Here is a 20,523-nt window from a genome sequence, read left to right as displayed (position 1 = left end):
CTCGCGCACCTCAGGGGAGAACTTGTTCGTGGTCTTGCTCATGATGCTCCATCCTTCTCACGAGTTGGAGCCTCCGGCAAACCCGGCGCGGTTCACTGCCATTCTTCTCGATCATCGAATGTCGGGCGCCAAGACAAATCCAAGCTGACACCTGAGCGGATGTGTTCAACAGCCCCCGTGGGACTGTTTTCTGGCCGAACAGCCTGTTTGAGAGGCCGCACCGCACGATCAACGGGGTGACGGTCAAGCGCTTCCACTACGACAGCCACGACCAGTTGCGCGCCCACCGTGACGACGTTCTCGCAGCCTACAACTTCGAACGCAGGCTGAAGACGCTGAACGACCTCACACCCCATGAATACATTTGCAAGGTCTGGATATCAGAGCCGGATCGATTCATCCTCGACCCGATCCACCAGATGCCGGGGCTGAACAGCTAGTGGCGGCGTAGCAGGCGCGGCATCAGGCCCATCTCGGGGCGGGCGCGGGTCTGGGATGCCGGGCGATTTTCCGAAACGTTCCGGCGCGACTCGCGACCGACGATGTAAAGCCCGCTTGCCATGATCACTGCCGCGCCGACCCAGGTCCACAGATCGGCCGCCTCGCCGAAGATCAGCCAGCCGAAAACCGCCGCCCATATCATCTGCGAATATTGCATCGGCGCCACCACCACCGCCTCGGCCATGCGGTAGGCCGCAATCGTCATCAGCATGGCGATGAAACCGAAGGCGGCGATGACGCCCATCAGGGCGAGGTCCATCAGCGGCATCGGGCGGTAAACGGCCGGCAAGGCACAGCCCAGCACGAAGAAATTCGCCACCATGGGATAGAGCATCAACACCACCGACCGCTCGTTGGTGCCGATCTTGCGCACGATCACCGAAGCGAGCGAGGAGGTGAGTGCCGCCAGAAGTGCGGCAACATGACCCAGGCTTAAAGGTTCGGCCCCTGGACGCAGCACGATCAGCACACCGGCAAGCCCCAGGACGATCGCCACACCGCGATGCAGGCCGATCTTCTCTTGCAGCAGGGGGATGGCGAACAGGGTCACCAGCAGTGGCATGGTGAAGAGAATCGCATAGGTCTGCGCCAGCGGCAGCACCGAAAAGGCATAGAAGGCGCAAAGTGCCGTTGTAACGATGCAGACCGTGCGGATCAGCGTCCACCACGGATGGCGCGGGCGCAGGTTGCCGTCGGTCCGGTCACGCATCAGCATCAGCGTCGCCAGCGGAAAGCCGAGAAGCGTGGCAAAGAAGATGATCTGCACCGGCGAATAGGTTCCGCCGAGCTTTTTCACCACAACATCGTGTGTCGCATAGATTGCGAAGGCGAGCAGGGCCAGCAGTGCCCCGCGCGTGTTCGATTTGGCCGGGGGCATCGCGCGCCGCTTTCGAAGGGAGGGATGCGGCACAATCGCGCGGAATATGCGCAGGCGCAAGCCGGCAAGGGAAAAAGGGGCGGTAGCCCGCCCCCTTTTGCGTCAGAGGCTCGCGTCGAGCGCGGCGAGGATCGCGTCGCCCATCCCCGAGGTCGAGACCGGGGTGCCACCCTCGGGGCCCATCAGGTCGGCGGTGCGCACACCGTCGGCCAGAACCGTCTCGACCGCCCGCTCAAGGCGTGCGGCCTCGTCGCCCATGTCGAAGGAATAGCGCAACGCCATGGCGAAGCTGAGAATGCAGGCGATCGGGTTCGCCTTGCCCAGACCCGCGATGTCGGGCGCCGAGCCATGGACAGGTTCATACAGCGCCTTGGGCCGCCCGTTCGCCATCGGCGCGCCAAGGCTGGCCGAGGGCAGCATCCCGAGCGAGCCGGTCAGCATCGCGGCGCAATCCGACAACACGTCACCGAACAGGTTGTCGGTCACGATCACGTCGAACTGCTTGGGCCAGCGGACCAGCTGCATCGCGCCGTTGTCGGCATACATGTGCGACAGTTCGACATCGGGATATTCGTTGTCGTGGACCCACTGCACCTCTTCGCGCCAGAGGATGCCCGATTCCATCACATTGGCCTTCTCCATCGAGCAGACCTTGTTGTTGCGCCGCCGGGCAAGTTCAAAGGCCGAGCGCGCGACGCGGCGGATCTCTTCGGTGGTGTAGCGTTGGGTGTTGATGCCCACGCGGGTTCCGTCTTCGGCCGGGAAGATGCCGCGCGGCTCGCCGAAATAGACCCCCGAGGTCAGTTCGCGCACGATCATGATGTCCAGCCCGGCGACGATCTCTTTCTTCAGGCTGGAAAAGTCGGCCAGCGCGTCGAAGCACTGCGCGGGGCGCAGGTTGGCATAAAGATCCATCTCTTTGCGCAGCCGCAGCAGGCCACGCTCGGGTTTGACCGAAAAGTCGAGCACATCGTATTTCGGCCCGCCGACGGCGCCCAGCAGCACGGCATCCGCTTCCTGCGCGCGGGCCATGGTGGCATCTGCCAGCGGCACGCCATGCACGTCATAGGCCGCACCACCGACGAGATCTTCGCTGACATCGAAGGTCACGCCGCACTTGTCACCGAACCAGCCGATGATGCGTTTCACCTCGGCCATCACTTCGGGGCCGATGCCGTCGCCGGCAAGGATAAGGAGGGAGGGATTGGCCAAGGTGCGCTCCTGCCGTTTTGGGGAAATCGCGTTCCGCGTAACGGCTCGCTCCAGCACGGTCAAGCATCAGGGCAGGGCGATATCGACCCAGACCGGGCGGTGGCGCGAGGCCGCCATCGCCACTGCCGCCAGAGGATCGTCTGGCGAGGGCCAAAGCACACCCGCCGCCGTCACCCGCAATTCGGCCGAGGGCAGCACATAGTCCACCCGCAGCAGACCCGGCCCGTCACGGGCGCGAAAATCGGCGGTGGCGGTCCCTTCGGCCCCCTGCGGTTCCGGATCCTGCACGGCGGGATGTGCCAGAAGCATCCGGACGGCCGTGTGCAGGCCATCGCCGGCCACGGGGTCGATATTTGCCTTGCCCATCAGCACGAACGGCGGATCGGGCGGCGGAATTGTCAGGCGGCGATCCAGAAGCAACTGCCAGAACAGGCTTTCGTCGCCGCCGCGGCGGCCGTTGCGGTCCTCGGGGCCGTCAAAGGCGGGCGGGGTGGCGGACCACAGCAGCAGGTGCAGGTTGCCGCCCCCCGGCAGCAGCACCGGCACATCCCAATGGGCGGTGGTGGACAGGCGCTGGATTTCCAGCGCCTCGGCGCTTGTCGGGGGAAGGTTCGCGCCCGGCAGATCCCGCCAGAGAAAGCCCGAAAAGTCGCGCGCCACGCCCAGAGGCAGGCGCGAGAACAGCGCCAGACCGGCCTGCCCCGAAAAGCGCCCCCAGCCCTGCGCATCGCCAGCGTGGCCCCGCTTGCCATCGCCATCCAGATCAAGGCCGGTCTGCCAGCCGGTATTCGGTCGCAGCGCGAAGATGTGCGGATAGCCGTCCCCCACAAGGGCACGCGCGGCAAGCAGGCCGGCATCATAGTCCATCCCGGTGACAAGCAGCACGTCGGCATCCAGCGCCGCGATCATCGCGCGCACCGCTGTCACCTGCGGATCATCCGCTTTCAGGATGTCGCGAAGAAGCAGGCCCGGCCCCTGCCGTGACAGGCCCGCGTCAAATGTGGCAAGGCGCAGCCCTTCGGCCGCGGCCGCCATCGGCAGCAACAGAAGAAGAAAAATCAGGCCGGCACAAAGCCGGAACTGCCCACGATTTCGCCCATGCGGCGCTTTTCGCGGATCATCTCGGCGATGCGGGCCATGCCCACGCCACGCATGAAAAGGCTTGCCGGAAGAAATGCCCATGCCGCCATCGTCCAGACCAAGGTCTGCGGCGAGGTCAGCGCCATCGGGTCCACCCCGCTGCTGCCGATCCTCACCACTGTCGGGATCAGGAATGGCAGCAGAAAGCCTAAGGCCACGTTAACGCGCGCGTCCCGCACAAGGCGCTGGACCACGTCCCCGCCGGCGGTTGCCTCGAAGGTGGGCAGGTTGACCCAGACATTGAAGGCGGCATTGCGCGACGGCCAACGGTTCAGCCGGATGATCACAATGAACACCGCCAGCGTGGACAGCGCGATCACATAGCTTGTCGCTGCGGCGGCGCGCACAGCCTCGACCGCCTCTGGCGGGGCGGCATCCGCCAGCATCAGCGTGGCAAGCCGCACCGGACTATAGGGAAAATCGGCGGAAGCGCCCAGAAGCGCGCCCAGTTCCGCCGCCAGTTGCGTCAGCGGCGTCGGGTCGATCCCGCCCCGCTGGATCAGCGTCAGCGCCAGCACCATCGCAAACAGCATCAGGAAACGAATGCGGTTGAAGGGCGGCGCGTCACGAAACTCTATCAGTCCCGGGTAAGTTGCGTTATATTCGACAAAGGTCAGAACCCCGCCGAACAGCGCCACCAGCGCCACCATCTGTTTGCCATCCGACCCGACACCCGGAAGCAGGATGGAAGGCGTCGCCAGAAGCAACATGACGAATGCGGCGCGGACCAGCGCCCCCGCAAGCCTTGTAATCACTGCCCTACTATCCCCAACCCGAATCGTCGTATCGACCCGAACAGTTTCCCACACTACCCACCGTTTGGCGGCGGATTGTTTCTTTCCTGTCCGGAATGTGGCGAATTCTGTCTTTCGCCGCAATCACTTGGGAGGTTAACCTAACCTTTTGGACGTAATCGTGGAGATTTTGTCGCCAATTTGCATCAAAAGGTGGAAAAAATTAGGCCGCCCGAAGGCGGCCCAATGCCTTAAAGTTGTAACACCGCCTTAGACCCACGGCCGGAGGGTGCTGGCCCGTTTCTCGAATCCGTCGATGGCGGCGGCTTTCTCAAGCGTCAGCCCGATATCGTCGAGACCGTTCATCAGACAGTGCCGGCGGAACGAATCGACTTGGAAGGGGAAGGACTGCCCGTCCGAGGTGGTGACCGTCTGCGCCTCGAGATCGACGGTCATGCGCGCGTTGGCGCCCTTGCGCGCGTCATCCATCAGCACGGCGACCACCTCGGCCGGCATGACGATGGGCAGGATGCCGTTCTTGAAGCAGTTGTTGTAGAAGATGTCGGCGAAACTGGTCGAGATCACGCAGCGGATGCCGAAATCCAGAAGCGCCCAGGGCGCATGTTCGCGCGACGAGCCGCAGCCGAAGTTGTCGCCCGCCACGATGATTTCCGCCTTGCGATAGGCCGGCTGGTTCAGCACGAAATCCGCGATCTCGGTGCCGTCCTGGGTGTAGCGCATCTCGTCGAACAGGTTCTTGCCGAGACCCGAACGCTGGATCGTCTTCAGGAACTGCTTGGGGATGATCATGTCGGTGTCGATGTTGACCAGCGGCATGGGGGCCGCGACTCCGGTCAGTTTGGTAAACTTGTCCATTTCGATTTCCCTGAAAGGTCCGCCGGGGCGGCGCCAGAGGCGATCTCGCCTCTGGCTGGGATCAGACGGTTTCGGCCATCAGCTCGCGCACATCGGTCAGATGCCCGGTGATCGCGGCGGCGGCGGCCATGCCGGGGCTGACAAGATGGGTGCGGCCGTTGCGACCCTGACGGCCCTCGAAGTTCCGGTTCGAGGTCGAGGCGCAGCGTTCGCCGGGCGACAGCTGATCGGGGTTCATCGCCAGACACATGGAACAGCCGGCAAGCCGCCATTCGAAGCCCGCGTCGATGAAGATCTGCGCCAGACCCTCTTCCTCGGCCTGCGCGCGCACAAGGCCCGACCCCGGCACCACCATCGCCCGCATCCCCGGCGCGATCTTCTTGCCTTTCAGGATCTCGGCCGCGGCCCGCAGATCCTCGATCCGGCCGTTGGTGCAAGAGCCGATGAAGACCGTGTCGATCTTGATGTCGGTCAGCTTCTGGCCCGGGGTCAGCCCCATGTAGTCCAGCGCGCGGCGAACCGCCTCGACCTTGCCGCCGGTGAAATCCTCGGGGGCAGGGACGGTGGCGGTGATCGGCAGCACGTCCTCGGGGCTGGTGCCCCAGGTGACGACGGGGGCGATGTCTTCGCCGCGGATCGTCACCACCTTGTCGAAGTGGGCGCCCTCGTCGGTGTAAAGCGTCTTCCAGTAGGAAAGCGCGGCCTCCCAGGCGGCGCCCTTCGGCGCGTGCGGGCGGCCCATCACATAGGCGAAGGTCTTTTCGTCCGGCGCGATCAGACCGGCGCGGGCGCCGCCTTCGATCGCCATGTTGCAGACCGTCATCCGGCCTTCCATCGACAGCTCGCGGATCGCCTGACCGCAATATTCGATGACATAGCCGGTGCCGCCGGCGGTGCCGGTCAGGCCGATCACCGACATGGTGATGTCCTTGGCGGTGACACCGGGGCGCAGGCTGCCGGTGATCTCGACCTTCATGTTCTTCGATTTCTTCTGGATCAGCGTCTGGGTCGCCAGCACATGTTCGACCTCGGACGTGCCGATGCCATGCGCCAGCGAGCCGAAGGCGCCGTGGGTGGCGGTGTGGCTGTCACCGCAGACCACCGTCATGCCCGGCAGCGTCCAGCCCTGTTCCGGGCCGACGATATGGACGATACCCTGCCGGATGTCGGACACCGGATAGTAGTTGATCCCGAAATCGCGGGCGTTCTTGTCCAGCGCCTCGACCTGGATGCGCGATTCCTCGTTGTCGATGCGGGTGTCGCGGCCTTCGGTCGTGGGGACGTTGTGATCCGGCACGGCGATGGTCTTTTCCGGCGCGCGCACCTTGCGGCCGGTCATGCGCAGCCCCTCGAAGGCCTGCGGGCTGGTCACCTCATGCACAAGGTGGCGGTCGATATACAGCAGGCAGGTGCCGTCTTCGGCCTGATGGACGACGTGATCGTCCCAGATCTTGTCGTAAAGCGTTCTCGGAGCGGTCATGGCTCTCTCGCGGATGGCTGATGAGGATATTGGGGGAAACACAGGCGGAAGCCCTGCGCCGGCTTCAAAGCCGCGCGAGGATGGAAAGGCTGGCGCCGTAGAACCGCCAAGGCAGCCGGGCGCGATCGTCCATGTCGAAGATGCGTTCCATGGCCGGCCTTTTACGCCCGAATCCCCGCGCAGGCAATGGCCGGTTGCCTTTGCCACCACGGGCGGCTAACGGCGGGCGGTCGCCTCATTGAGATTCCGGGGCGGCGGTGCTAGTTTTGGGCATTGCCCAGCGCCGGGGCCTGATCGGCGCGCAATACCGGAGGACGATGTCCTGTCTCATTCTGATCCCACGACCGGGCTTCCGGTCGGGCAACGGCCGCCCCGCATGAGCGCCGCCGCCGAAACCGAAGACCAGGCGACAAGCGAGGCCCTTCTGGCCGCCGTCATCGCGTCGCTGGAAGACGACAAGGCCGAAGATATCGTGCAGATCGACCTGCGCGGCCGGTCCGACATGGCCGATTACATGGTGAGCTGCTCTGGCCGGTCATCGCGGCAGGTGGCGGCGATCTCGGAAAAGCTGATGGACCGGGTCAAGCAGCAGTTCGGCCGCCCGTCGAAGGTCGAAGGCAAGGAAACCGGCGACTGGGTGCTGATCGACACCGGCGATGTGATCGTCCATGTCTTCCGCCCCGAGGTGCGCGAGTTCTACCAGCTTGAAAAGATGTGGCTGCCGGGCGGGGCCCAGGGCCTGTCGCAGGTCTGATGAAGCTTGCGCTTTGCGCCGTGGGCCGGCTTCGCTCCGGGCCCGAGCGTGATCTGGTCGATGATTACCTGACCCGGTTCGAGCGCACCGGGAAGCCCTTGGGCTTCCCGTCCGTGCAGTTGATCGAGGTCGAGGACCGCAAGGGCGGCGGCATGGAAGCCGAGGCCGACCTGCTGGCGCGGGCGACCCCCGCGGGTGCCGTGGTGGCGGTTCTGGACGAACGCGGCCGCACGCTGTCCTCGCCCGAATTTGCCGATCAGTTGGGGCGCTGGCGCGACGGCGGGCGTGACGTGGCGCTTTTGATTGGCGGTGCCGACGGGCTGGCGCCGCGTCTGCGCGACCGGGCCGATCTTGCGCTGTCCTTCGGGCGGATGGTTTGGCCGCATATGCTGGTGCGGGTGATGCTGGCCGAACAGCTTTACCGCGCGGCAACCATTCTTGCCGGCTCGCCCTATCATCGGGTCTGACTTGTGCCCTGCGTTCGCTTGGGCTAGGCCCGCGCCATGACCGAACTTTTCGCCTATACCGATGGTGCCTGTAGCGGCAATCCCGGCCCCGGGGGGTGGGGCGTGCTGATGCTGGCCCGTGACGGCGAGACCGTGGTGAAAGAGCGCACCCTGCGCGGGGGCGAGCCGCTGACCACCAACAACCGGATGGAGCTTCTGGCCGCGATCTCGGCACTGGAAGCCCTTGCACGGGCGGCGGAAATCACCGTGGTGACCGACAGCGCCTATGTGAAGAACGGTGTCACCACCTGGATTCACGGTTGGAAGAAGAATGGCTGGAAAACCGCCGACCGCAAGCCGGTGAAGAACGACGACCTGTGGAAACGACTGGACGAGGCGCAGGCCCGGCACAAGGTGACGTGGCGCTGGATCAAGGGTCACGCCGGCCATGCCGAGAACGAACGCGCCGACGAACTGGCGCGCGAAGGCATGGCGCCGTTCAAGTCGCGCTAGTTAACGACCGCCCGTTCGGTTAGGCTGCCGATCATGGCCAGACCCCGAACGCTTCCCGACCTGACGGTGCATGAAACGATCTGCCGGATGTTGGCGGCGGATGGCGACAAGGGCGTGACCTTCGGCACCGTCGCCCGTGCCACCGGCCTTGCCGCGGCGACTCTGGTCGGCCGATATGGCTCGCGCGCGGGGATGATCGAGGCGGCACTTGTCCAGTTCTGGGATGGCCTGGAAGAAGCGACCACCGCCGCCACCGCCGAGCCCAAGGCCGCGGGCTTCCTGAAGGCGATTTCCTATGTGGCCGAACCGCGGTTGATCGCGCTGTCGCTAGCCGACGGGCGGCTTGTGCCGCGGGCCGAGGCGTGGCGGCAAGCGGTCGAAGCCGCGCTGGCGCTGCGGCTGGGCCGGGCGGAAACGGCGGCCATGATGTTCGCGACATGGCAGGGCCAGCGGCTGTGGCAGCCGGCCGGCGGGCGCGGCTTCCGCCTGAAAGATGCTGCCAAACGAATGGCTTAGTTGCCGTAGCGCCGCCAGATCCAGATCAGCAGCATCGCGCCCAGCACCGCGCCTACAAAGATCGCGAACGCTCCTGACAGCGCCATCAGAATGCGCATCCCCAGCCATGCCACCACGGCGCCAGCCATTCCCAGCGCGACCGTGGTCGGAACGTCCGCCTGAACCCGCATGAGGCGCGTGGCAAGAAATCCCGCCGCGGCGCCCACGATCAAAAGCAGCAGGAACAGTCCCATTTGACCCCTCGTCCGGCGAACATGGCCAGACTATGGGCAGTGCGGGCCGGCACGACAAGGGTAGGGCGCGCCGGTCGGGGTCACGATTGCGCGGCGATGCTGCCCCGGTCCAGCGGGAAGCCGCGCAGGAACTCGTCCGGCTCCATCGGGCGCTTGCCTTCGCGCTGCACAAGCGTGACCTCGACAGCGCCCTCGCCGCAGGCGATGGTCAGGCCGTCCAGAACCTCGCCCGGCCTGCCATTGCCCGGGGCAAGGCGGCAGCGCAACAGCTTGACCCGCTCGCCGGCCAGAATCGTCCAGGCGCCGGGAAAGGGCGAAAGCCCCCGGATGTGCCGATCCACCTCGGCTGCGGGGCGGGTCCAGTCGATCCGCGCCTCATCCTTGGAAATCTTTTCCGCATAGGTCACGCCTTCGGCGGGCTGCGGCTGTGGCGCCAGATCGTCCAGCGCATCAAGCGCGCCCAGAATCAGCCGCGCGCCCATGCCGGACAACCTGTCATGCAGATCCTGCGTGGTGTCCTCGGGGCCGATATGGGTCTTTTCGCACATCAGCACCGGGCCGGTATCAAGGCCGGCCTCCATCTGCATGATGCAGATCCCGGTCTCGGCATCGCCGGCCAGAATGGCGCGATGGATCGGCGCAGCCCCCCGCCAGCGTGGCAGAAGCGAGGCGTGGATGTTCACGCAACCCCTTGTCGGAGCGTCCAGAATCGCTTGAGGCAGGAGCAGCCCATAGGCCACGACCACCGCCACCTCGGCCCCCAGCGCGGCAAGGTCGGCTTGCGCCTCGGGTGTGCGCAGCGTCACCGGATGACGGACGGGAAGGCCCAGCTCTTCAGCCCGGGCCTGAACCGGCGTGGGGCGATCCTTCTTTCCGCGTCCTGCGGGCCGGGGCGGCTGGCAATAGACGCAAACCACTTCGTGATGGGCGTGAAGCGCGTCAAGGATCGGAACCGAGAAGTCCGGCGACCCCATGAAAATCACTTTCATCGCGTCACCCGACCCGGCGCAGATATTTCTCGGACCGCGCGATCACCATCTTGCGCTTCAGCGCCGACAGGTGATCGAAATACATTTTCCCGTTCAGATGGTCGATCTGGTGCTGCACCGAGGTCGCCCAGACATCGACGAAATCTCGATCCTCGATTTCGCCTTTTTCGTTCAGGAAGCGCACCGTCACCGCCCGCGGGCGCGCGATCACCGCCGTGGCGCCGGGAAGGTTCGGGCTGCCCTCTTCATGGTCACGGAACTGGCCCGAGGCATGAAGGATCTCGGGGTTGGCCAGCCGGATCGCCTTGCCACGACTGTCCGAGCAGTCGACGATCGCCAGCCGCAGCATCACCCCGATCTGCGGCCCCGCAAGACCATAGCCCGGCATCGCATCCATGGTTTCCACCATGTCGTCCCAGATCCCGCGGATCTCGTCGGTCACCGCCTCGATGGGGGCGGCCACCGTTTTCAACCGCTTGTCGGGATACATCACAAAGGGCCGGATCATGCCGCATACTCCGCCAGGGCCGCCGCGCGGGCCGCGGGCGACAGCCGGTCCAGCGTCACCACGCCGTCAAGATGGTCGATTTCGTGCTGGGCGCAGATTGCCGCCAGACCGGAAAACCCGGCCTCTTGTTCGGCGCCGAACAGGGATGTCCACCGCAACCGGATCGACGCTGCCCGCGAGACATGCGCCACAACTCCCGGAATTGACAGGCAGCCTTCGGGGCCTTCGGTGCGGTCGTCGGACATCCACAGGATTTCCGGGTTCACGAAGACCTGCGGCTCGGCCGGGCCTTCCTTCCACGCTACATCCATCACGAACAGCCGCAGCATCGCGCCGACCTGCGGCGCGGCAAGCCCGCGCCCGCGTTCGTGATACATCACCGCCAGCATGTCGGCGGCCAGCCTGTCCAGATCCGGCCCCAACGTGGCCGCGCCACACCGCTGCGTCAGCCGCGGATCGGGCCAGCGAAGGACCGGCAGGGCCGACATCAGGCCTTCACCACAAGGCCACTGGCCTGTGCGCGCTTGAATTTTTCCATCTTGCGCGTGATCATCTGCCGCTTCAGCGGGCGCAGATAGTCGATGAACAGCTTGCCGTCGAGGTGGTCGATCTCGTGCTGGACACAGGTCGCCCACAGGCCCGAGAACTGTTCCTCTTCCTCGTGGCCGTCGATGCCGGTCCAGCGCACCTTGACCTCGGCCGGGCGTTCGACCTCGGCAAAGACGTTGGGCAACGACAGGCAACCCTCTTCGTAGGTCGACAGATCCTCGGACGCCCAGACCACCTGCGGATTGATCATTGCGATCGGCCGGCGCGGCCCCTCGGGGTCCTTGTTGCAATCCAGCACGACCAGCCGTCGCGTCACGCCCACCTGCGGCGCGGCAAGGCCGATGCCCGGCGCGTCATACATCGTGGCCAGCATGTCATCGGCCAGACGGCGCAGGTCGTCACCGATCTCGGCGACGGGGTCGCAGATCTTCTTCAGGCGCGGGTCCGGATGGATCAGGATGGAGCGTATCATGGCCGTGATTTACAATCTGCGCAGGCGTCGCGCAATGGTCGCTGGCCGCGGCCGCGCTGCGGCACGCCGCAGCATCCCTTGCACCTGCGGATCTGTCGGCTAGGCTTCGCGCGAAATCAAGGAGCCGCCATGAACTTCGACGAACGCATCGACCGCCGGGGCACCCATTCGGTGAAATGGGACATGATGGAGAAACTTTATGGCGTCCCGACATCGACCGGCATCGCCATGTGGGTCGCCGACATGGAGTTCCGCCCCCCATCCTGCGTGCAGGCCGCGGTTGAAAAGATGGCCAGCCACGGCGTCTATGGCTATTTCGGAGACGAAAGCGATTACCTTGGTGCGATCCGCTGGTGGATGGCGCATCGCCACGGCTGGGAAGTGGCGCCGGAATGGATTTTCACCACCCATGGTCTGGTGAACGGCACGGCGCTTTGCGTCGATGCCTATACAGCGCCGGGGGATCGGGTCGTGCTGATGACGCCGGTCTATCACGCCTTTGCGCGGGTGATCCGTGCCGCGGGCCGCGAGGTGGTGGAATGTCGGCTGGCGCAGGAAAATGGCCGCTATGTCATGGACTTCGACGCATGGGATGCCCAGATGACCGGGGCCGAACGGATGCTGATCCTGTGCTCGCCGCACAATCCGGGCGGCCGGGTCTGGACGGTCGAGGAACTGCGGCAGGTCGCGGATTTCTGCACCCGGCACGATCTGATCCTTGTCTCGGACGAGATCCACCACGATCTGGTCTTCCCCGGCCATCGCCACACCGTGATGTCGCTGGCCGCGCCCGAGATCACCGAACGATTGGTGATGATGACGGCCGGCACCAAGACCTTCAACATTGCGGGCGCTCATACCGGCAATGTCATCATTCCCGATCCGAAACTGCGGGCACGCTTTGCGGGTCGGATGGCGGCGCTGGGCATCTCGGCCAACTCGTTCGGGCTGTTCATGATGACCGCGGCCTATTCGGCCGAAGGCGCACAATGGGTCGACGAGCTTGTAAGCTATCTCGACGGCAACCGGCGGATCTTTGACGAAGGCGTGAATGCGATCCCCGGCCTGCGGTCGATGCCGCTGGAGGCCACCTATCTTGCCTGGGTCGATTTTTCCGGCACCGGCATGACCGCCGACGAGTTCACCCGGCGGGTCGAGCAGGGGGCGCAGATTGCCGCCAATCACGGCGCCACGTTTGGCGCCGGTGGCGAAACCTTCCTGCGGTTCAACATCGCGGCCCCGCGTGCGCAGATCGAAGAAGCGACCGAAAGACTTTCGCGCGCCTTTTCGGATCTGCAATAGTCAGCGGCGCGGCAGGTAGCCCGCAGGCGCGTTCTCGTCGTGCCAGAAGTCGAGCGGCGGACGGTCGCTCGGCGCGGTGGCGCGTTTGAACTCGCAGATCAACTCACCATTGTCGATCGTGGTGCAGACGATCAGGCACTGGCAGACCAGACGCTCGCCATCATACAGATTGACCAGCCCGCGCAGGTTCGGGATCTGCTCGGCATCCAGTGCAAAGCCCCCGTCCCACAGCCGCAGGACCGGAATCTCAGTCCCGCCGAAGCGGACCTGCAAACGCGACTTGCGCTTCAACTCGGCCTTCTGCGCGGCGGCAAGGCCATCCCTGATTTCCTGAGGCAGATACTCGAGCATGAACAGACTCCTTGGTGCTCACGTCAGAGTCTGGGGGCAAATGGTAAAAAATCAAGCTACCCGAAAGAAGATTTCACAAAAACCGGACGCAATGTAACAAAAAGTTCGCGGCCTACGCGGCGCGCACGTAATGTTCGACAATTGTTGCCAGATCGTTCACTGGCGTCGATGTTGCAAAGTAGCCGCAGGCATTCTGGCAGTGGGTAAAGATCGACCCGTCCGAGAACACGGCCGTATCGGTCAGGAACACCACCTTCGCCCAAGGTTGCCGGAACGCCGCGAAATCCGCAACCGCCAGCGCCGAGCCATCGTCAAGCATCAGATCCAGCATCACCACCTGAATCCGGTGCGCGCACAGCACCCTGACCGCACATTCCTGCGTATGGGTGACATGGACCGTGATGCCGGCCTGGCGCAGCCGATCGGCCCAACTGCTCGCGAGCTCTTCGCGGCTCTCCACGATGAGAACATGCATGAGAAGCCTTTCCTAGAGTTTGCCGAGAACTGTCCAAGCTTTGGTGGCAAAGCCTTAACGGCGGGTTAATACATAGGGCGGGCATACCAAGTTTACCGGGGCAGGCACTTTTTTGCCGGGCCTGACCTGCCCGAAAGTTCAGTCAGGCCACCAGCGCCTCGGCCTTCTTCAGATCAACCGAGACCAGCTGGCTGACTCCTTGCTCGGCCATGGTGACCCCGAACAGCCGGTCCATCCGCGCCATGGTCACGGCATGGTGGGTGATGATCAGGAACCGGGTTTCGGTCCGCCGGGTCATTTCGTCCAGAAGGTCGCAAAACCGGGTCACGTTGGCGTCATCCAGTGGCGCGTCGACCTCGTCCAGCACGCAGATCGGCGCGGGATTGGCCAGAAACACCGCAAAGATCAGCGCCAGCGCCGTCAGCGTCTGTTCGCCCCCCGATAACAGCGACAGCGTGGACAGCTTCTTGCCCGGCGGCTGACACATGATTTCCAACCCGGCTTCCAGCGGATCGTCGCTTTCCACCATCACCAGCCGCGCTTCGCCGCCGCCGAAAAGATGCGTGAACAGCGTGCCGAAACTGGCGTTGACCTGTTCGAAGGCCGTCAGAAGACGTTCGCGCCCTTCGCGGTTCAGGCCCTGGATGCCGGCGCGCAGGCGCTTGACCGCTTCCTCCAGATCCAGCTTTTCGACGCGCAGCGTGTCGTGTTCCTGCTGAACGGCGCGGGCGTCTTCCTCGGCGCGCAGGTTGACCGCACCCAACGCCTCGCGCTGACGCTTCAGTCGCGCCACGTCGGTTTCCAGCGCCTCGACGGTGGGGATGCGGTCGGCGGCGATCCCCAGCCCGGCCAGAAGCTGATCGGGCGTGCGCTCGGTTTCCTCGCGGATGCGCTCGGTGGCAAGGTGCAGGGCCTCCGAGGCGGCATCGGCGCGGGCCTCGGCGCGGGCGCGGGCTTCGCGGGCCTCGCCGGCCTGCCGTTCGGTGTCGCGTTCGGCGTCTTGCGCAGCGCGCAGCGCCGCTTCGGCCTGGGCCAGCGCATCCGCGGCACGGGCACGGCGGAGTTCCGCGGCATGGGTGGCCTCGGCCAGATCCTCGCGGCGGGCCGCGATGTCTTCGGGCGCCTCAAGGGCTTCGCGCAACTCGTCTTCGGTTTCGGCCTTGCGCTCGGCCAGTTCGGCACCGCGCTTTTCGGCGGTCTCAAGCCGGTGCTTCCAGCCTGACAGATCCTTGGTCACCTCTTGCTTGCGGCGCATCCGCGCCTCGCCCTCGCGGCGCAATTCGTCATGCTGCGAGCGGCGTGCCATCATGGTGATCCGGGCGGCCTCGACCGCCAGTTTCAGATCCTCGATCCCGGTCCGCGCGGCATCGAGATCGGGCAGCGCCAGTGTCGCGGCTTCGGCCTCGCGCAGGCGGGCGCGGGCTTCCATCGCCTCATCCTCAAAGCGGGCCACGGCGAGGCGGGCCGATTCCAGCTTGCCTCCCGCGATCGACCGTTCGGCTTCGGCTTTGGACGCCGCCCGGCTGGCCTCGGTTACGCGGGCATCTGCGGCGCGGCGGGCCTCGCGCGTGTCCTGATCGGCGCGGGTCAGATGCGCCAGCCGGGCCTGAAGCGTCTCATGCGCCTGACGGGCGCCTTCGGCCCGGGCGGCCACCTCTTCCAGATCGCGTTTCAGCGCCACCAGCCGGTTCAACTGCTTCAGCCGCAGCGCCGCAGCCGAGGGCGCATCCTCGGCTCCGGTGCGGAACCCGTCCCAGCGCCACAGATCGCCGTCAAGACTGACAAGGCGCTGGCCAGGATGCAAAAGCGGTTGCAGCGCGGCCCCCTGCGCCCGGTCCACCAGCCCGATCTGGCCGATCCGGCGGCGCAGCACATCGGGCACGCCGACATGGGGGGCAAGCGGGGACACACCCTCGGGCAGCGGTTGCACCGTTTCATAGTCCGCCAGCACCGCCCAACCCGACCGCGCATCGGCCGCCACTTCGGGCGCCCGAAGGTCGTCGGCCAGCGCCGCGCCCAGGGCGGCCTCGAACCCCGGCTCGACCTGCACCCGGTCAAGAAGCTGCGCCCCGGCCTGTGCCTCGCGATCAACCAGCCGGGCAAGGGCGGCCACTTCGGCGCGAAGCGCGTTGGCCTCACCCTCGGCGGCCGATCGCGTGGCGCGGGCCTCGGCCTCGCGCGATTGCGCCTCGGCGCGGGCCTCGTCGGCCAGAACCAGCGCCTCCTCGGCGGCTTCGGCGCGGGCCTCGGCCTCTTCCTGTGCCAAGGCTGCGGCCTCGAAGGCTTCGGCGGCAGCATCCTGCGCCGCGCTGGCCGCATCGACCGTGGCGCGGGCGCGGGCGGCCTCGGCTTCGATCCGGGTCAGGGTGGTGCGGCTGTCGGCCAGCATCCGCTGTGCCGACTGATGGCGGGCCGACAGCCGCGCCACATCCTCGGTGCGTTCGGACAGGATGCCCTCGCGTTCGGACAGCACGGCCGCGGCCTCTCGTGCGGCTTCGGTGGCTTCCGCCAGCCGCCCGTCATGGCCGTCATGGGCCTTTTCCAGCGCGTCGCGTTCCCAGTCCAGCCGGGCGATGGTGTCGACGGCGTCGCGGTTCAGCCCGGCTTCGCGGTCGATGTCGCGGGACAGTTGATCAACCCGCGACGTCAGCGTGGCGATGGTGGCGCGGGCGCGGGCTTCTTCGGCGGCCAGTGCATCGCGTTGCACGGTCAGGCGTTGCAACAGCGCGCCGGCGATTGCCTCTTCCTCGCGCCGGGGGGGCATCGCCGCATCCAGTTCGGCGCGCAAACTTGCGGCCTTGCGCGCGGTGGATTCGGCTTGGCCGGCCGTCATCATCCGCTCGCGCAGGGCGGCCAGCGCCTCGGTCCGTGCCAGATCGGCCTCGCGCCAGCGGCGATACAGCAGCGACCCTTCGGCCTGTCGCAGTTCCTCGCCGATCTCGCGGTAACGCGCGGCCTGTTTGGCCTGCCGGGCCAGTGTCGCCAACTGCTGGGCCAGCTGATCCAGCACATCTTCAACCCGCGACAGGTTCTGTTCGGTCGCGGTCAGGCGCAGTTCGGCCTCGTGCCGGCGCTGGTACAGCCCGGAAATCCCGGCGGCTTCTTCCAGAATTCGCCGCCGTGCCTTGGGCTTGGCGTTGATCAGTTCCGAAATCTGCCCCTGCCGCACCAAAGCCGGCGAATGCGCCCCGGTCGAGGCATCTGCAAACAGCATCTGGATGTCGCGCGCCCGGACATCGCGGGTGTTGGCCTTGTAGGCGCTACCGGCGTCGCGGGTGATGCGGCGCACGATCTCGATCGTGTCGGCATCGTTGAAGCCCGTGGGGGCCAGCCGGTCGGCATTGTCGATGACAAGCGCCACTTCGGCAAAGTTGCGCGCGGGCCGGGTGGCGGCGCCGGCAAAGATCACGTCCTCCATCCCCGCGCCGCGCATTGCCGTCGGGCGGTTCTCGCCCATCACCCAGCGCAGGGCTTCCAGAAGGTTCGACTTGCCGCAGCCGTTTGGCCCCACCACGCCCGTCAACCCCTCGTGGATCACCAGATCCGTGGGGTCCACAAAGCTTTTGAAGCCATTGAGACGGAGGCGGGTGAACCGCAAGCGGCATTCCTTCTGATTCTGAACCAAGGCGGCATGGTCCGGCCTTGCGCGGCCCAAGTCAACCGCAGCCCCCACGATCTGGCGGCGGGGCGGCGGTTATCCCCAAGATGTTGCCGGTGTCAGGACTGCGCCCGGACCTGCTGCCGCCAAAGCGTGAACAGCCCCGCGCCGACGACGACGCCCGCGCCGATCACCACATTGGCCGTCAGGCTTTCGCCAAAGACCACCAGCCCCACCGCCGCCGCAAAGGGAAGTTGCAGATAGGCGAAGGGCTGCACCGCGCTGGCCTCGGCCACCTCATAGGCGCGGATCAGGCACCAGTGGCCCAGTGCCGCGGTGCAGCACAGGGCCGCCATCCACAGCCAGTCGGCACGCGCCATCGGTTCCCAGAACCAAAGGCCGACCGCGGTCATCGCCAGCGCGCCCACCGTGCCGGTCCAGAAAAAGCTGACCGCCGCCGCATCGCCCCGCGCGACATAGCGTGTCAGCAGCCCATAGATCGCGAACAGGAAGGCCGCCAGCAGCGGCACCAGCGCCCAGGGCGAGAACACCGCCACCCCCGGCTGAAGGATGATCAGCACGCCCACAAAGCCGGTGCCGATTGCGGCCCACCGCCGCCAGCCAACCTTTTCCCCCAGAACCGGCCCCGAAAGTGCCGCCACCAGCAGCGGATAGCAGGTAAAGACGGCATGGCTGGCCACCAGCCCCAGCTTGACGAAGCCCAGCACCATCACGCAGACCTCGGCCGCCAGAACCAGCCCCCGCGCCGTCTGCAACAGCGGAAACCGCGAGCGCAGGACCACGCCCAGGCCCCCCGCCTGTCGCGCCGCCAGCACCATCACGAAGGCCGCAAAGAACCAGTAGCGGATCATCACAACCATGAAAACGCTGTGGTTTTCGGCCAGATGGCGTGAAATCCCGTCCTGGATCGCGAAGATGCAGGTGGTCAGCACCATCAGCCCGATGCCAAGCCGGGTGTTCTGTTCGGTCATTCCGGCAGCACCCCGGCCGACATGTGGCGCTTGGTGCCATGTCCCGGCAGGCGGCTGACGGCAAAGCCCGCCGCCGCCAGGGCGCGCCGGACATGGCCCGCCGCGGTGTAGGTGGCGAAACTGCCCCCCGGCGCGGTGTGGCGGGCGACCTCGGCCATCAAGTCCCCGGACCAAAGCTCGGGGTTCTTGGCCGGTGAAAAGCCGTCCAGATACCAGGCGTCGGCGCGGTCCGGCCAGCGCGGCAGGGTCTGGCGCGCGTCGCCGATCACCACCGTCAGATCCAGCGTGTCATTCACGAAGCGCGAATGACCGGCGGCCCAGGCATCAAGGAAGGGGCCGGCGATGGCCTCGGCCTCGGGGAAGGCGCGAAGCGCGCGGGCGATGTCGGGGGCGCTCATGGGAAACGCCTCGAACGAGGTATAGCGCAGCCGCCCCGGTACCCCCGCCGCGGTCCAGGACACCAGTGTGGCCAGCATGTTGAGGCCGGTGCCAAACCCCAGTTCCGCGATATGGAAGCCGGGCCGGAACCGCCCCGGCAGGCCGTTCCCGGCCAGAAACACATGGCGCGTCTCGGCCAGCCCATTGGCCAGCGAGAAATACGGGTCATCGAACCGGGTCGAGACCGGAATGCCCCCGTCGCGCCATTCCAGCGCCGCGGTCCCCGCCGGTTCTTCCCTGTCTGTCGTGCCGTCAGGCGCGGCCCGCGCTTCGTCAGGCAAACTGCGCGCGTTCCGCGTTTCATCAGGCAAGTCGCGCGCGTTCCGCGCGACATCCGCGCTCTGGCCTGTGGCTGGCATCTGTCCTAAGCCTGCTGCTTCGAAATGCGGACATTGTGCGAGGGCGAGGGAAATGGCAACGCCGGATGTGACAATTCGGGGCGGCGGCATCTTCGGGTTGTCGGTGGCCTGGGCCGCCGCGAAACGGGGGGCGAGGGTGCGCCTGATCGAGACGCGCCGCATCGGAGCAGGCTCGTCGGGCGGTCTGGTCGGGGCGCTTTCCCCGCATGTGCCGGAAAACTGGAACGACAAGAAGGCGTTCCAGTTCGACAGCCTTGCCATGGGTCAGGCATGGTGGGACGAGGTGGCGGATGCCTCGGGCCTGCCCACGGGCTATGCCCGGCTTGGCCGGTTCCAGCCGCTGGCCGACGACCGCGCCGTGGAGCATGCCCGCGCCCGTGCCGACGAGGCCAAAACGCTGTGGCAGGGCCGCTTTCACTGGCAGGTGGTGCCCGCCGAAGGCCCCGGCGCGCCGCAAAGCCCGACCGGGCTGATGATCCACGACACACTGACCGCGCGCATCCACCCGCGCATGGCCGCCGCCGCATTGGTGGCCGCGATCCGCGCCCGCGGTGGCGAGGTTCTGATCGGTGACGCCGACGAGGTCGGCCCCGTGGTCTGGGCCACCGGCACCGCCTGCCTTCAGGCCCTGTCCGAGGATCTGGGCAAGCCCGTCGGCGGCGGCGTCAAGGGGCAGGCGATGATCGTGGGGCTGGATGCCCGCGACCGCCCGCAGGTGTTTGCGGCCGGGCTGCTGATTGTGCCCCATGCCGATGGCACCACTGCCGTCGGCTCGACCGCCGAAAATGAATGGACCTCGCCCGACACCACCGACGAGCAGTTGGAGGCCGTCCACGCCCGCGCACTGGCGGTCTGCCCGTGGCTGCAAGGCGCGCCGGTTCTGGAACGCTGGGCGGGCCTGCGCCCGCGCGCCCGCAGCCTTGCGCCGATGCTGGGCGAGTGGCCCGGCCGGCCCGGACAGTTCGTCGCCAACGGCGGCTTCAAGATCGGCTTCGGCATGGCGCCGAAGGTGGGCGAAGTCATGGCCGATCTGGTGCTGGACGGCCGTGATGCCATCCCCGAGGGCTTCCGCGTCGAAGCCTCGCTGAAGAAGCGGATCAAGGGCGAGGACTAGGGCAGGGGCCAAAAGCCCGCCCCGCCGCCCGCGTGCGGGGGGCTTCCGGGCCCGCTTGTCCGGCCCGCTGCTTGCCGCAGCGTGCGTTTGCGGC

22 protein-coding genes and 1 pseudogene are annotated in these 20,523 nt (G+C 66.4%); 7 read left to right on the top strand and 16 right to left on the bottom strand.

Annotated features, from left to right (window positions below; all coding sequences use genetic code 11):
* Positions 1–191: 191 nt before the first annotated feature.
* Positions 192–440 (top strand): annotated as a pseudogene (locus CRO07_RS13355) (IS481 family transposase); the annotation flags it as partial.
* On the opposite strand, the gene CRO07_RS13350 reads toward CRO07_RS13355, so the two are convergent.
* From CRO07_RS13350 to leuC, 6 genes are all read right to left on the bottom strand, one after another.
* A complete protein-coding gene (locus CRO07_RS13350) occupies positions 437–1,378 on the bottom strand; it encodes a DMT family transporter (protein ID WP_097031185.1) in 942 nt (313 codons plus the stop codon). The pseudogene CRO07_RS13355 and the gene CRO07_RS13350 overlap by 4 nt on opposite strands.
* 102 nt (positions 1,379–1,480) lie before the next feature.
* Positions 1,481–2,590 (bottom strand): 3-isopropylmalate dehydrogenase, encoded by a 1,110-nt coding sequence (leuB, locus tag CRO07_RS13345; protein WP_097031184.1) that lies wholly within the window; start codon positions 2,588–2,590, stop codon positions 1,481–1,483.
* Between the two features lie 66 nt (positions 2,591–2,656).
* Positions 2,657–3,625 carry an endonuclease/exonuclease/phosphatase family protein gene (locus tag CRO07_RS13340; protein ID WP_235841003.1) on the bottom strand — a complete coding sequence of 323 codons (969 nt, stop codon included), beginning with the start codon at positions 3,623–3,625 and terminating at the stop codon, positions 2,657–2,659.
* A gap of 23 nt (positions 3,626–3,648) precedes the next feature.
* Positions 3,649–4,485, bottom strand: coding sequence for a hypothetical protein (locus tag CRO07_RS13335; RefSeq protein ID WP_235841002.1), 837 nt, complete (start codon positions 4,483–4,485; stop codon positions 3,649–3,651).
* Between the two features lie 249 nt (positions 4,486–4,734).
* The gene (gene leuD / locus CRO07_RS13330) at positions 4,735–5,340 is read right to left on the bottom strand and encodes a 3-isopropylmalate dehydratase small subunit (RefSeq protein WP_097031182.1); all 606 of its coding nucleotides are present in this window, start codon (positions 5,338–5,340) and stop codon (positions 4,735–4,737) included.
* Positions 5,341–5,401: 61 nt separating this feature from the next.
* Positions 5,402–6,820, bottom strand: a complete 1,419-nt coding sequence (leuC, locus tag CRO07_RS13325; RefSeq protein WP_097031181.1) for a 3-isopropylmalate dehydratase large subunit — start codon at positions 6,818–6,820, stop codon at positions 5,402–5,404.
* Between the two features lie 376 nt (positions 6,821–7,196).
* Here leuC and rsfS point away from each other — a divergent pair, with 376 nt between their 5' ends.
* Genes rsfS through CRO07_RS13300 form a run of 4 tightly spaced genes read left to right on the top strand, consistent with a single transcriptional unit; the run spans position 7,197 to position 9,049 of the window.
* Positions 7,197–7,574, top strand: a complete 378-nt coding sequence (rsfS, locus tag CRO07_RS13315) for a ribosome silencing factor (RefSeq protein WP_097031180.1) — start codon at positions 7,197–7,199, stop codon at positions 7,572–7,574.
* Positions 7,574–8,041: a 23S rRNA (pseudouridine(1915)-N(3))-methyltransferase RlmH gene (gene rlmH, locus CRO07_RS13310; RefSeq protein WP_097031179.1), complete on the top strand. Its 468-nt coding sequence runs from the start codon at positions 7,574–7,576 to the stop codon at positions 8,039–8,041. The genes rsfS and rlmH overlap by 1 nt, the downstream gene beginning before the upstream one ends.
* A 36-nt stretch (positions 8,042–8,077) precedes the next feature.
* Positions 8,078–8,533 carry a ribonuclease HI gene (gene rnhA, locus CRO07_RS13305; protein ID WP_097031178.1) on the top strand — a complete coding sequence of 152 codons (456 nt, stop codon included), beginning with the start codon at positions 8,078–8,080 and terminating at the stop codon, positions 8,531–8,533.
* A 33-nt stretch (positions 8,534–8,566) separates the two neighbouring features.
* Positions 8,567–9,049 (top strand): transcriptional regulator, encoded by a 483-nt coding sequence (locus CRO07_RS13300; RefSeq protein WP_097031177.1) that lies wholly within the window; start codon positions 8,567–8,569, stop codon positions 9,047–9,049.
* Here the strand turns inward: CRO07_RS13300 and CRO07_RS13295 are convergent.
* The 5 genes from CRO07_RS13295 to def (CRO07_RS13275) form a co-directional block, all read right to left on the bottom strand.
* The gene (locus CRO07_RS13295; RefSeq protein WP_097031176.1) at positions 9,046–9,282 is read right to left on the bottom strand and encodes a GlsB/YeaQ/YmgE family stress response membrane protein; all 237 of its coding nucleotides are present in this window, start codon (positions 9,280–9,282) and stop codon (positions 9,046–9,048) included. The two genes, CRO07_RS13300 and CRO07_RS13295, sit on opposite strands and share 4 nt — an antisense overlap.
* 80 nt (positions 9,283–9,362) lie before the next feature.
* Positions 9,363–10,271, bottom strand: coding sequence for a methionyl-tRNA formyltransferase (gene fmt, locus CRO07_RS13290; RefSeq protein WP_097031175.1), 909 nt, complete (start codon positions 10,269–10,271; stop codon positions 9,363–9,365).
* A 4-nt stretch (positions 10,272–10,275) separates the two neighbouring features.
* Positions 10,276–10,779: a peptide deformylase gene (gene def, locus CRO07_RS13285; protein ID WP_097031174.1), complete on the bottom strand. Its 504-nt coding sequence runs from the start codon at positions 10,777–10,779 to the stop codon at positions 10,276–10,278.
* A complete protein-coding gene (def, locus tag CRO07_RS13280; RefSeq protein ID WP_097031173.1) occupies positions 10,776–11,267 on the bottom strand; it encodes a peptide deformylase in 492 nt (163 codons plus the stop codon). The genes def (CRO07_RS13285) and def (CRO07_RS13280) overlap by 4 nt, the downstream gene beginning before the upstream one ends.
* Positions 11,267–11,800, bottom strand: a complete 534-nt coding sequence (gene def / locus CRO07_RS13275; protein ID WP_097031172.1) for a peptide deformylase — start codon at positions 11,798–11,800, stop codon at positions 11,267–11,269. The genes def (CRO07_RS13280) and def (CRO07_RS13275) overlap by 1 nt, the downstream gene beginning before the upstream one ends.
* Before the next feature lie 129 nt (positions 11,801–11,929).
* On the opposite strand from def (CRO07_RS13275), the gene CRO07_RS13270 reads away from it, so the two are divergent.
* Positions 11,930–13,102, top strand: coding sequence for a MalY/PatB family protein (locus tag CRO07_RS13270; protein WP_097031171.1), 1,173 nt, complete (start codon positions 11,930–11,932; stop codon positions 13,100–13,102).
* Here CRO07_RS13270 and CRO07_RS13265 read toward each other — a convergent pair whose 3' ends face one another.
* The 5 genes from CRO07_RS13265 to mnmD form a co-directional block, all read right to left on the bottom strand.
* A complete protein-coding gene (locus CRO07_RS13265; protein ID WP_097031170.1) occupies positions 13,103–13,453 on the bottom strand; it encodes a hypothetical protein in 351 nt (116 codons plus the stop codon).
* A 112-nt stretch (positions 13,454–13,565) separates the two neighbouring features.
* Positions 13,566–13,928 carry a VpsR-related response regulator gene (locus CRO07_RS13260; RefSeq protein WP_097031169.1) on the bottom strand — a complete coding sequence of 121 codons (363 nt, stop codon included), beginning with the start codon at positions 13,926–13,928 and terminating at the stop codon, positions 13,566–13,568.
* A 142-nt stretch (positions 13,929–14,070) separates the two neighbouring features.
* Positions 14,071–17,526, bottom strand: coding sequence for a chromosome segregation protein SMC (smc, locus tag CRO07_RS13255; protein WP_097031168.1), 3,456 nt, complete (start codon positions 17,524–17,526; stop codon positions 14,071–14,073).
* A 119-nt stretch (positions 17,527–17,645) separates the two neighbouring features.
* On the bottom strand, positions 17,646–18,518 hold the full coding sequence (locus tag CRO07_RS13250) for a DMT family transporter (RefSeq protein ID WP_097031167.1): 873 nt from the start codon (positions 18,516–18,518) through the stop codon (positions 17,646–17,648).
* The gene (gene mnmD / locus CRO07_RS13245; RefSeq protein ID WP_097031166.1) at positions 18,515–19,315 is read right to left on the bottom strand and encodes a tRNA (5-methylaminomethyl-2-thiouridine)(34)-methyltransferase MnmD; all 801 of its coding nucleotides are present in this window, start codon (positions 19,313–19,315) and stop codon (positions 18,515–18,517) included. The genes CRO07_RS13250 and mnmD overlap by 4 nt, the downstream gene beginning before the upstream one ends.
* Positions 19,316–19,367: 52 nt before the next feature.
* Here mnmD and CRO07_RS13240 point away from each other — a divergent pair, with 52 nt between their 5' ends.
* Complete coding sequence (locus CRO07_RS13240) at positions 19,368–20,429, top strand: NAD(P)/FAD-dependent oxidoreductase (protein ID WP_097031165.1); 1,062 nt, start codon at positions 19,368–19,370, stop codon at positions 20,427–20,429.
* The last annotated feature ends 94 nt before the right edge of the window (positions 20,430–20,523 follow it).

The sequence above is a fragment of the Cereibacter ovatus genome (genome assembly GCF_900207575.1).
In the GTDB taxonomy this organism is placed as follows: domain Bacteria; phylum Pseudomonadota; class Alphaproteobacteria; order Rhodobacterales; family Rhodobacteraceae; genus Cereibacter_A; species Cereibacter_A ovatus.
Note: the sequence above shows the minus strand (reverse complement) of the source record. Positions and strands in the feature narration are given on the sequence as shown.